A 12,147-nucleotide genomic window follows, 5' to 3' on the forward strand; every position below is an offset into this window, starting at 1 on the left:
CCCCTTGCCGAGTCATTATTGAATATTCGCTTCTATACCATTCCTCATGGAAGAACGATACTGCCCTGGACTCATTCCTTCGTACTCCTTAAACAGCTTGTTGAAATACTTAACAGTCTGGTAACCGGTAAGGCTTGCAATTTCTGCTATGGGCAGATTTGTTTTCAGTAGTAATTCCTTCGACTTCTGCAATTTTCTGCGGGCGACGTATTCGCTGAAGTTCATCTGGCATTGCTCCTTGAAAAGGGAACTGAAATAACTCCCATTCAGATGTACTAGTCCAGCTACTTCCTGAAGGCTGATCGCCTCCTCTATATGCATTTCCACATAGTCTATCGCCTGGCGAACCGGGTCACTTAATGTGGCATCTTCATCTCTTATGGCCATTAATTGCGGATCGGCCATCTTCCGCATGAAGCCGATATGTTCCTGCTCTTCCCCTGCCTTCAGGGCATCCTCCACAGATGCGATCAGCTTTTCCCGGCTAGCTGGCTTGAGCAAATATTCCACTACGGACAACTGGATCGCTTGTTGAGCATACTCGAACTCCGCATGACCGGAGATGAGAATAACGGATGGCTGACGCTGTATTTTTTTATCCCTTATTTGACTAACTAAAGAAAGACCACTGATTCCCGGCATGCGGATATCCGTTATCATAAGTTCCACCGGTGTCTCCTCCAGAATTTCTATAGCGGAGATCCCATTGCTTGCCGTAAGGATCTCATATTGACCGGCTGCCCACACCTCAAGTATTTTCTTCATTCCTTCTCTTGATCTTGGTTCATCGTCGACAATAAGAATCTTTCGGCTTCTCATGGCGTTATGTCTCCTCGGACAGGAATTTTAATGTTTATACGGGTGCCTTGACCCTTACGGCTATCTATGGTCATTACTGCACCCTGTTCGTTTTTTCCTGAAAAAAACAGTTGAAGCCTTCTATGCACATTGGCAATTCCAACGCCGGAATCTTTAGAAGAAGACACCTTCCCGCTTTCTAGCCCTTCCACAAGAGAGCGCAGCATCTCCTCGTCCATTCCCATCCCGTCGTCTTCCACCGTAATGGTGATCCATTCTTCGTCTCCAGCGACCGTTAGCTTTATCCATCCCGGTTCAATCTTGCTCTCGACCCCGTGTAATACAGCGTTTTCCACGAGCGGCTGGAGTAACAATCGGGGTAACTCCACATTCGAAAATTCAGAAGGAGCAACAATTTCCCACTCCAAGCGATCTTCAAATCGCATCTTCATAATAAGCAAGTATCGCTTTACATGCTCCAGCTCATCCTGTAACTTCACCCATCCCCCTTTACTCGAACCGGTGATAGTATAGCGGAATAAATCAGACATGGCGACAACGTACTCTGCTAGCTGATCTTCATCCTTATCCAGCAGCGACCAGTACAGAACATCCAGAGTATTAAACAAAAAATGCGGATTAATTTGTGCTTGAAGTGCTTTTAACTCCGTATGACTCCGGGATAACTCCTTCTCATAAACTAACTGGATCAGCTCGTTGATATTATCAACCATTTTGTTATAGGAATAATTCAGCTCCTGAATTTCCATAGTGGAAGATACGTTATCGATAGGCTTCAGAATACCAAGACGGGTACTTCTCATAGCTTTGATCAACTTGAACACAGGTCTCGTAATAAGAATTGACAGGAAAAATGAAAGTAAGGTGAATAACAAGGTACCCATCAAGGCCGATACGACGATGGTCGTTCGCAAGACCGATATCCCCTTGGTAATGACATTAACAGGGGTTAAGATGAGCAATGTCCATCCCGTTACGGAAGATCGCTGTTTGACGACGATAAAGGACTGCTTGCCGATAGAAGCGATCTGATCGTCGGATTCTTCCACCAGCTTTGCTGCTGTCTTTTGCGAAATAGTGTCATCGTTGGACGTGATGAACTGGCCATCAGGAGCAAGGAGCAACACCGTTTCTCCGTCTCCCTCCCCGGACAGGGAACCCTTAAGCGCAAACTTGTCACGGTCTGAGCGGATGAGTAAATACCCGCCTGTCATGAAATGCCGATCGATAAGGCTGATCTGCCTGATCGCCACAAGCGAAGTAGAATCGAGCGGATCGATACCGAACCAGACGAGGCCACCTTCCTTACTCGTCGTCATTTCAACCCAATCCTCCGGTACCTTATCTCTGAGGGTGCTGCCATCGAGCGGATACAGCCTCACTCCGTCTTTGTTGTAAAGCTCCACAGATTTAATACCATCCGTATAGATTTGGACCAAATTGATAATAGATGGCAGCGCTTGCCGTTCTGTAAAGGTAGCGGGATGACCCTCTATATCCCGTAAAAGCAGTTGCTGGATGTAATCGTTGGTAGATACCAGCGTCGTCAGAGAATTAATCTGTTCGAGAACGCTTTCCAAACGGCCGTTAGCCTGAATCGCAGTTTGCTGAATATGCTTCTCAGCATTGTTCTTGAGTAGCGTCGAGACCGAATGGAACGTAATCCCTCCAACAAACGTTAGTATGATGAGCATGACGGCGAGAAAACCAAGCAACATTTGATTTCGCAGCGTATTTAACTTTAACATTAATAGTATCCGCCGCATGCAGTCTCTTCCCCTCTTCGTCATATAAGCAAGGAATGATCGCCCCTATCCGGAAAAAGTAAGGGTTTTCAACCTTTTCAGTCATTATATTAGCATGTTTGCTAATGATCCGCTAAGGAAGAATTAAGGAATCGACAAAAACAACTAAAAAAAGTCCCGATGATGTTTTCATCATGAGACTAATCCGTGGTTTATGATATTCATATCACTAGTAAATCTGTAGCTTTTCTAAGTTTTCATTTTCGCCAAAACGTTGTACAGTCTGCCTTATCCATAATGTTAAACTCAATCATTTGCTCAAGCAATGAGTAATCAACCGGATGATCCCACCGGATCCGTAACAACTGCTTAGTGTGATCATATCCAGCCTGCACAATTGCGTCAGAGAAATGATTAATCCCTGCAATTTCAGGGGCTACAGCCATATGTTGTTTGGATACGCTAAAGCCAATTATATAAGTGTCGTGATCGGTGAACATAGGTTGATTCCATGCAATTTTTGGTTTTAGTTCTGTGAATTTCTTAGTTACCCAACCCAACACCTCTTCCATTCGTTCCCGATGCTGCGGGTTATCAATTTGCGCTAAATATTCTGCAAATACCTCCATGTTGATCACTCCTAACCTCAAAATCGCCGTTTGTATAGGCGTAGTTACAAAAAAACACCCCGTTAGATAATCATATCTAACGGGGTGATAGGGTGCAACTTTTTATAACGTTATGACTTAAGAGTTATACTGTCTTATACACCATTTAGGGTGGAAAATAGAAACATCATTGCTCACTCTAAGAGATGAGGAATACATGATTGTCTCACTTCAATAAGACGGAATATCATTTTAGTTTCACCCTAGTTCAGTCCATTTCGTATTTATCTAGTAACAATAGGAGTTCCAGTCCTACTGCTCATTTTTTTAAATAGTAAGATGGCAAGAAGTAAAGCTATGCTTACAGCGGCAAAGCCCAGCCAATTCAAATATAGGACAGATGTACGACTGATGACTAGCCCGCCTAATCCAGATCCCAGTGCAAAACCAAATTGGATGAACGAAGTATTTACACTAAGAGCAATGTCCGGATTTCTAGGCGCCAGAGTAACCAGATATAGTTGCTGGGCCGGGGAAATACTCCACGTTGCTAACATAAAAATCATTAAAACCAAGATTAATAACAAGAGATTGACTCCGGCTAGAGCGAATAAAAGCAGAGTTGCCCCTTGTAACAGGAGCCCGAGACAAATGGTAAATTTCGATCCTTTTGCATCTGCCAATTGTCCGCCTAGCCTTGATCCGACGAAGCTACAAATGCCCGCCAGGAACAGAACACCGCTAATTTCGGTCATGGAAAGGGAGGAGGTGGCTTGCAAGAAAGGCGTAATATAAGTGAACAGTGTAGAATAGCCGCCGACATAAAATAACGTAATAACCAAGGCCATCAGAATGGTTGGATTTTTTAAAATAGAGAGCTGCATTCTGAGGGGAACCTTTTCTTCTTCTTTGATTGCCGGAACCTTTTTATAGATGATAAGTAATGGAAGAACACTTAATAATCCAATTAAAACAAATAGCACTCTCCATCCAAACATCTCACTAAAAAATGTGCCCACAGGAACACCGAGTACTAGCGAACTGCTAAGCCCCATCAAAATGATACCGATGGCATTGCCTCTTTTTTCTCTTTCAACGAGTCGTGTCGCTATTGCCATGGCTACAACAGTAGCGATTCCTCCGCTAGCCCCTTGGATAATACGTATCCATAGTACTGTTTCATAAGCAAGATCTACAAACATAAGTCCGTTGCTGGCAATAAACACACTTAGGGTGGCCATTAGTAGTTTCTTGCGATCTGCATTGATCGTTAATGCAATCAAAACCGGAGCGACAATGGCTGCGGAGAGAGCAAACACAGTCACCAATGATCCAACTTCTGAAGTAGATACTCCCAAGTCCACAGCGATCATCTCAATAACTCCCGTAATAATATATTCAATGGTTCCAATCAGAAAAACAGCCAGTGCCAGAATATAAATGATCCGTTTATTTTTCAATTTCCCCCACTCCACCTTCTTCAGTTATCTATTTATAATGGGAATTTGTATTTCTATGAATTGTGCATCTCGTTCTGGAGATAACGGTAAATATAATTCCCTACCCGATTCGTTCTCCTTGATTTGATAGTTATTTTTCTCAATCCATTTCGCTAAATGAACACAGGCCGCACAATCAAAATTAGTATTTGAATGAAAAGCCATTGTGGCCATCATCGGTTCAGGAGGAAGAGTCCGTAGCTGAAACGGTTCTGGAAATAATCGCAGATCACAGGTTAAAAAATACCCGACTTCAAACTCAAACTCATCCTCTTTTCCTTCGACTTCTTTCCACAAAACAACCTGAGGTCCTTGAATTAATTGACGATTTTCCGTCGTTATAAACTGATCAAATTGACGAAGCAAATCCGGAATGTCCTCTTCTTTCCCGCATGCTTTCTGATAAAGAAACAATTGAGCATCCTCTGCTTTGACTCTGATTTCTTGACCTGTTTCGACTTGCCCCTCTTTTTCTATAAGCTGCATACGCTCCTCAATCCTGACGAGTTTGGCTTGTTCCGTATCGATGATTTGCTGTATTTCGCTTCTTTTCAGCTTAAACATCCCTTGAATATTCTCCAAAGTAATATCTTCCTGGAGCAGCTGTTTAATTTGGGGCAATGTAAAACCCAATTCCTTATAGATTAAGATTCGGTTGAGCTCTAGTAGCTGATCTGCGGAATAGTAACGGTAGCAAGTATCGTGATCCACCTTTCTCGGCTTTAGTATGCCAATCTGGTCATAATAGCGCAGTGTTTTTAGAGAGACTTTGCTTAGCCTGGAAAATACACTGATTTTGAACAAAATATCATCTCCAATCTATAACATAATGTGAGTATACAGTTTCCCGTGCAGGGGAAAGTCAAGGATGAGAATGCTTTTATAATTTAATGGAATATCCTCCCTAAAATTGCTGAAGTATGCCATTACTTTCGTTTTGCTCATTTTAACAACTCATTTATTCAAGAAATTTCTCTCATGCCAATTGTAGCACTAGCTATAGCCAAACTGTCCTTTAGCGAAACAAAAGGATGCCTCTTATCACGGCATCCTCTCGGTATTTATTAATCTATCCTGCCTTATAGCTTATGAAGAAACGTCAATCTAGAACTATGCAACGCTAGTGATTGCATTTATGTGTCAACTTGAATTTCTCTATCTAAAAAAACACGCCGTTTCTAAGTGTAGAAACGGCGCGGCATTAGCTTCATATGTGTTACGATGCAGGCGGAATGAACCAGCGCTGATTGGCGCCGCCATTAAAATCCCACTGGACAGCCTGTCCTCCGTCGGATGTCGATTGTCCCGACATATCCAAATACTTGCCGCTACCTCGGTTGATAATATACGACGAGTCACCTCTATCTTGATTGGTTGGAACAACTTTCCATTGTTGATTCCATCCGCCATTATCCGGCCATTGAATCACATTAGCACCATCGGATGTAGACGATTCGCTGACTTCCAGTAAATCTCCGCTTTCTACGTTTCTGATGTGATAATAGCCGTCTCCTAGAGCTTCGAAATACCATTTTTGATCATTAACAATGGAATTCCAATTAAAGTTCCATTGTATGATAAGCGCCCCATCCGCTTGTTTATCCCATCCACTGACTCCCAATGTTTTATAGCTATTTACATTTATAATGACATGAGGGTTCGGCGTGCCGGCAGCATGCGTCGTCTGAGTAAATACAGCAGGTGCTGCGGATCCAATAAATACAAGTGCCAGAATCGCTATCAACCATTTACTTCAAGCTAAGTTTATTATTTATTTCCAATAAAATATCTAAGGCTAGCTTAAATTCACCCTTTTCCAATTCACTTAAAGTTCCTTGGACACACTTATCATATTTGAGAACTCGATCTGACTCAAACTATGAGTTTTTCTAACCCCTTTTTAATTCTATCTCCAATAGTTGACATAATAACTCCCTATATAGAAAAATCCCGATGATATCATGAGCATCATCGGGACTGACTTTAGCGGTTCTAAACTTTATTTACTGGTTCACGACTTTTATTTCACTAGACATTAACTGTTGGGTGATAAAAATGTCGGGAACTAGATTTGTTGATTTTATTGGGTTTGCCAGTGCACGTGATAAACGCGAAAAAATAAAGTGTGGAACCACTAAAATATTCCGTAAGAAGAAAGTTAGAAACTAGCTACCTGTGTTTTATTCTGAACTTAATTCTGTTCGTCTTTCAATGTAGGGAAGTTTACAATTGTGGGCCCCAGTATTCTAGACCTGCCCAAAATACTGGGCTTTTCCATTTCTCAATTTTCATTAAATCTCGCTGGCTCTTAATAAGGGATGTAGCAATATTCCCTTCTCCTTTTATCATAATATCACTTAATAGGACATCAAGTAGTTCAAATGTAGCTAAAGCATTAACATCCCAACGGCATAACACTACACCAGTAAAGTCATAAGATAGAATACTGTTAAGAACACCTGTGCTCGATTCAATCTGTTCTTCATAATTCGAACCAGCACTACATGATATTAATATAAGACTATCTGTAAACTCCTCTAATCTTTCAAAGTCCTCTCCCCAAATTGTATGACTTTGGCCTTGGATTCCAACAGCAGCACTTAACATTCCTGCGTTTCTATCCGAAATCCCATGTCCAATTACAATAACAGCGGACGGTTGTTCCTCCTCACAAAGTGAAGATAACTTATCAAGCTCATCCGCTTGTCCAGCAAGTTCCAAGTGTATAATATTGAGGTTTGCAACCCACAATTTTATTTTATTCCTCGCAATTCCTATTGCTTTATCATTCCCAGGACCTAACGTTGCAATTACTATCTTTTTCCTTCCAGTCTTTGCTGGTCTTGGGCTTACTACCTGAGATAAATCAAGAACGTTGCTAACCGCTTTAACTTTGTTCAGCAACCATTCTCCTCTGTCATTCAATAAACTTATGGAGAACATTGGTAACGATAAATCTGGAGATATATAAAGTGTTATTTCTGACAATTCCAAATCCATTGATGATAAGAAGTTATTTAGAGGTTGTAGTAGGGGTCTGGACAATTCTTCAGTAATTTCACTATAAAATTCATTTTCCAATTCTCTATAAGGTCCAGAACTTTGCAGCATATTTCCTAATAGTACAATTGATTCTCTATATTTTTTTGTGTTAAGCATTAGGTATTCTACGTTTATGCTACTATTATTCACAATTAAAATGATTATTCCGAACTTTAATACTGCATACTGGACAAAGATACTTCGCTCATCTAGTTTTGTGTATAAATCATCAATCCTAGTATCAATATTTGATAATGAACGGTAAAACGGGTGAGACTTCTTTAATTCTTCAAGCATCTCTTTTTGCTGAAAAACTAACTCTTGCTTTTCTTTTGAATGATCTAATAAAAGTATTTCATCATAAATACGCTTGTAGGATTTCTCCAATTCCCTTAACTCTGGTGTCAATCTTGAGTCACTTAAACGGGTCTCAAGGACTGATCTAGGGCTGATAAAGTTGAATACCTTGAGTATAACTTTCAAAGCTGATTGCTTCTCTTCTTCAGAGAAACCTATTGTTTTATTTATTAAAACAAGTATTTCAAGATAATCAAGCAATACACTACGGTGATAATCCGAGAAATTCGCTCGCTCTCCCTTATGAAATAGACTGCTTCTCCTAGCATCCATAACCTGCACTGCTTCTTCTAACAGACGACGAGAAAGACGAATTTTATCTATAAATTCTCCCGTATTAACACTCATTAAAATTTGAGACCAAGACTGCAAGCAACGAGTTAGCATATCCCTTCTAGTATACAAATGTGGGATCACTATTTCAGCATACTTGGTAATTAGTTCTGATGCTTCTTCAGTTCGATTAGTCTCCATGCATGCCATAATATAATTTGAAAGATTAATAGTCCAGTTTGTATCTATTTCAGATGGCAAATTACATATGATAGGGTTAAGTAATTCATACAATTTGTTAAAATCATTTTCCAAAACAGCAGAACGAGTTACGGCATGTTGCGAATCAATTCTTTCGGAAAACTTTTCAAATAGTTCATGTATATCTTGGGTCTTTGTAGGTGATAAAACAATTCCCCCATCCAAAATAATTCGGTAAATCATATTTATACCATCTTCCACAAATGCACCAATTTCCCCAGTTCTTCTTGCTAATCCCATACCTACAATAATGGAAAAAATACCTTCTGTACTGTTGCCGAGCCTCAATTGGGTATTTCCCCAGGCAAAGAAGGCAAGCATTCTTGCGATATGATTGATTGGTTCTAAACTAACTCTTGCGATTTCAAACAAAGTGAGTGAATGATTTAGGGCCTCTTGGTCTTTTCCCATTGCCCCCAAAAATAAGGCAACTTCGTATCTTATCCAGATCTGATTTAGTACATCACCAGACATTTCGGAGCAAATAAGACAACCTTCCATAATTTCAAGAAGTTCAGTGTCATCTTTACCCTGTGCCAATTCTGTACCTTTAAGTTTTCTTAGATATAGCAGAGATGTTGCAGGATTTACACCCATATCGGGATCAGCTTCTTTTTCATTCTTAATCAGATATGAGTAATTTAACAACTCCTTATTCACTAACTTCCAATCTTCAACTTCTTTTAGGAGTGCCGTTGACAATCCTTGTTTCCATGTATTTTTTGTGTACGACTTATCTATGTAGTTCCCCCAAACCAGATAACCTTTTGAGTCTGTTGAAAGAACCTCCATACTCTTTATTAATTCCAGAACTTTCCGATCCAGTAATCGTTTATCTTCCCATATATCATCTTTTCTTAGTTTAATTCTTAAAACTTTACAGGCTACAATATTATCTTCGAGTATCTCAAGCTTTCCTTTTACAGTTTCATATGCAAAATTCCCACCAACCCTAATAGGCACTTCTGACCAGTGCTCGAATGCTTTGTAGGAACTATTATAATTAATCATAAAAAATAAACCTAATCTATAGTGAGCTTCTTCCTCAAGTTCAGGAAATTCCTGTAACTGTGCTAATATATAACTTGAAACAACACTTAGATCTGATGGGGGAGCATTTTGCAGGTCTAAGAAGCGAGCTAGTAATAGTTCCGTTGGATTCCCATTAAGTGCAAAAATTTCTCTTCTTACTGTTGCAGCTTGTGGATAGTCCTTAAGTTTGTTGTATCCATTGGCAACCAAATCCAATATATCAGAACTCTCTTTATCAAGTTCCCTACATACTTGAAGCCAATGCCTAACCTCATCCTCATCAATAGAATCAATGGTCAGAACCGATTTAAGGATTATCCTCGTCACTCCATTAACAAAAGGATCATTCGAACTCAGTTGACGCCCAATATCAAAGGATTTTTCTGGTTCATTGTTTGCCAAATATAAATCAGCTAGCATAATTCGTTCGTTTGAAGATAATAACTCTTTTTCTTTTTCAAAAAATGAAATTGCATATGTTTTTAAACCATGCTTCATGTATGTTATTGCTTTGAAAATATTCAATTTATACTCAGATAATTGATGTTCTTGGCTTTCAATCGTTTGAATCATATCTTCTAAATTCTTAGTTTGCAATTCCTCAATCATTTTCTTCTGCATCTCAATTACTGCATCATTTTCTTCAATTTCGGCAGCAATCACAGCAATGTCTACATCTTCGTTATCATCAAAAATATTGTAGATCGACTCTCTGCTGTCCTCCTCAACATAAAGGCAAATAATCACCCTCTTTCCATTCAGCACTTCATAAAGTCTCTTTACAAAAATGGATAACCCATTCCAATCAAGTTGATTTTGTTTATAAAATCGAATACGTTGATTCGCAATTTTCCTAACAAACACTCCATCTCCAACAAAGGACTTAATCAATCTTTCCGCACCATTAACTAAAAGATAGTCATAATCAGAATACTCCCTTAACGAACCAATCAAATCATTAACTGACGCAGACTTCATATTTAAAATTTCAATCAAGGGATTATTGGATACCTTCGGTTTTCCGTAATAATCAACAATCAGTATTTTCTTTTTTTGATCTAAAATATAACCAGCTAATCCCTTAGCTACATCTGGACCTGTGTCATTGAGTATAATAGTGACTTTATTTTGAAAAATTTGCTCATTATCGGTTGGCATGTTCATACAATTCACTCCAAAATAGTAATCTCATCATAAATTATGTAATCAAGGCACTTACAAGATAATCTTTCTTGCAAAAATTAATCTAAAAAAATGGACCATCCTTAGCTAAAAGGACGGCCTATTATCATCAAGAATAGTTCTTTGTATTAATTATCATACACTGACCAATTAAATAGGAACTATATCTTAAAACACATCTGTATAAAAGAGATAGAGACGTTGAGGGTCCTGATCATTAGAATCGATCCAAATTTTTAAACGCTCATCATTATCAGCAAAGTCTAACGATAATATATTTAAATACTGTACACTATGAACCTCTCCATTATCAGAGATAGTGACTTTAATACTTTGATCCCTTTCCGAAATTTCATAATTTATTAAGGTGTAATACTTCTCTTTCGAAGGGGATGCATTAAAATCCAGTTTAAGCTTCACACGCTTTTTATTCGTTTTTAACGTTTGTTCGAATGCTTTTTTTACCTCATCATAGATTGACATCAAATTTCCACCCTTCTTTTTATGCCTACAACTTTCATTGTAACATGCTGAAATTGTAATACATTCCATGTACTTAATGGAAATAGATTTTATCTTTTATAAGGACACTTGATATCCCGAGGGGTGCTCTAGGAAAGCTAATTTGATATCGGTGCGATTCAGAGATTTACAGTATTTTGCGGCATATATATTTATATTGTATATTTCGATGTCAGCAAGGACTACTGTTCAAAAATAGGACAATTAAAGTAATTCATCAACAATCTTACTCCTTCAATAAGTATTTTTAAACCTTTTAATTTTTCTTTGTCAATGGTGAAGTTATGATGAGAACGTCTTTGATTTCACGTTAGGAAATTTAAACTTTAAAACCGAAACGTCTTTACTATTTAAATTAATGCTATCATCAAAAAAATATTCATTGTATTTAAATTCATCAACCACAAATGCCAGGCTATATTTGGCTTGAGTGACACCGACAAAATATTTGTCTGGAGCCTTCAATCGAGTTATAGGATCCAACAAGAATGAATGAAGTGATCTCCATACGGTTCAGCATTTGAAATAACTTCAAATAATAATCCTACTACTTCATCATCATCATAACTCTCACCGCCATCAGGCATTGTTGTAGATTTGGGAACATATCCACCAAATGAAACTTTAGTAGCAGGATAATTTTCTTTGAGATATTCATGAAAATCTTCATAGGATGTCTTCATTCCATGTGCAAGATCAAATCCATTACCTATTATAAATAAACTGTTCATTTTAATCTCAAGCTCCTTTACAGTACCTCATCATTCTATAATACAAATAAACTCGCAGGAGCCTGTATACGCCCCT

At 38.8% G+C, this 12,147-nt stretch carries 9 protein-coding genes; all 9 read right to left on the minus strand.

Annotated elements, in window-relative coordinates; all coding sequences use genetic code 11:
- Positions 1 to 15: 15 nt before the first annotated feature.
- The 9 genes from ACDZ28_RS04485 to ACDZ28_RS04525 all read right to left on the minus strand — a co-directional run bounded on the left by ACDZ28_RS04485 (position 16) and on the right by ACDZ28_RS04525 (position 12,071).
- The gene (locus ACDZ28_RS04485) at positions 16 to 819 is read right to left on the minus strand and encodes a response regulator (RefSeq protein WP_042131141.1); all 804 of its coding nucleotides are present in this window, start codon (positions 817 to 819) and stop codon (positions 16 to 18) included.
- A complete protein-coding gene (locus tag ACDZ28_RS04490; RefSeq protein ID WP_375104111.1) occupies positions 816 to 2,567 on the minus strand; it encodes a sensor histidine kinase in 1,752 nt (583 codons plus the stop codon). The genes ACDZ28_RS04485 and ACDZ28_RS04490 overlap by 4 nt, the downstream gene beginning before the upstream one ends.
- Before the next feature lie 254 nt (positions 2,568 to 2,821).
- Complete coding sequence (locus ACDZ28_RS04495) at positions 2,822 to 3,193, minus strand: iron chaperone (protein WP_042131143.1); 372 nt, start codon at positions 3,191 to 3,193, stop codon at positions 2,822 to 2,824.
- A gap of 263 nt (positions 3,194 to 3,456) precedes the next feature.
- Positions 3,457 to 4,632 carry an MFS transporter gene (locus ACDZ28_RS04500; protein WP_375104112.1) on the minus strand — a complete coding sequence of 392 codons (1,176 nt, stop codon included), beginning with the start codon at positions 4,630 to 4,632 and terminating at the stop codon, positions 3,457 to 3,459.
- Positions 4,633 to 4,656: 24 nt separating this feature from the next.
- A complete protein-coding gene (locus ACDZ28_RS04505) occupies positions 4,657 to 5,475 on the minus strand; it encodes a MerR family transcriptional regulator (RefSeq protein WP_375104113.1) in 819 nt (272 codons plus the stop codon).
- A gap of 412 nt (positions 5,476 to 5,887) precedes the next feature.
- Positions 5,888 to 6,415, minus strand: a complete 528-nt coding sequence (locus ACDZ28_RS04510) for an RICIN domain-containing protein (RefSeq protein ID WP_375104114.1) — start codon at positions 6,413 to 6,415, stop codon at positions 5,888 to 5,890.
- A gap of 479 nt (positions 6,416 to 6,894) precedes the next feature.
- A complete protein-coding gene (locus ACDZ28_RS04515) occupies positions 6,895 to 10,800 on the minus strand; it encodes a hypothetical protein (RefSeq protein WP_375104115.1) in 3,906 nt (1,301 codons plus the stop codon).
- Between the two features lie 186 nt (positions 10,801 to 10,986).
- The gene (locus tag ACDZ28_RS04520; protein WP_375104116.1) at positions 10,987 to 11,301 is read right to left on the minus strand and encodes a hypothetical protein; all 315 of its coding nucleotides are present in this window, start codon (positions 11,299 to 11,301) and stop codon (positions 10,987 to 10,989) included.
- Between the two features lie 509 nt (positions 11,302 to 11,810).
- On the minus strand, positions 11,811 to 12,071 hold the full coding sequence (locus ACDZ28_RS04525) for an AbiH family protein (RefSeq protein ID WP_375104117.1): 261 nt from the start codon (positions 12,069 to 12,071) through the stop codon (positions 11,811 to 11,813).
- Between the last annotated feature and the right edge of the window lie 76 nt (positions 12,072 to 12,147).

Origin of the sequence: Paenibacillus sp. RS8 (assembly GCF_041956825.1) — a bacterium.
In the GTDB taxonomy this organism is placed as follows: Bacteria; Bacillota; Bacilli; order Paenibacillales; family Paenibacillaceae; genus Paenibacillus_AQ.

Bases quoted from the DNA above. Each gene is read 5' to 3' on its own strand.
- ACDZ28_RS04490 (WP_375104111.1), bottom strand. From the start codon at position 2,567: ATGTTAAAGTTAAATACGCTGCGAAATCAAATGTTGCTTGGTTTTCTC.
- ACDZ28_RS04520 (WP_375104116.1), bottom strand. From the start codon at position 11,301: ATGTCAATCTATGATGAGGTAAAAAAAGCATTCGAACAAACGTTAAAA.
- ACDZ28_RS04515 (WP_375104115.1), bottom strand. From the start codon at position 10,800: ATGAACATGCCAACCGATAATGAGCAAATTTTTCAAAATAAAGTCACT.
- ACDZ28_RS04485 (WP_042131141.1), bottom strand. From the start codon at position 819: ATGAGAAGCCGAAAGATTCTTATTGTCGACGATGAACCAAGATCAAGA.
- ACDZ28_RS04525 (WP_375104117.1), bottom strand. From the start codon at position 12,071: ATGAACAGTTTATTTATAATAGGTAATGGATTTGATCTTGCACATGGA.
- ACDZ28_RS04495 (WP_042131143.1), bottom strand. From the start codon at position 3,193: ATGGAGGTATTTGCAGAATATTTAGCGCAAATTGATAACCCGCAGCAT.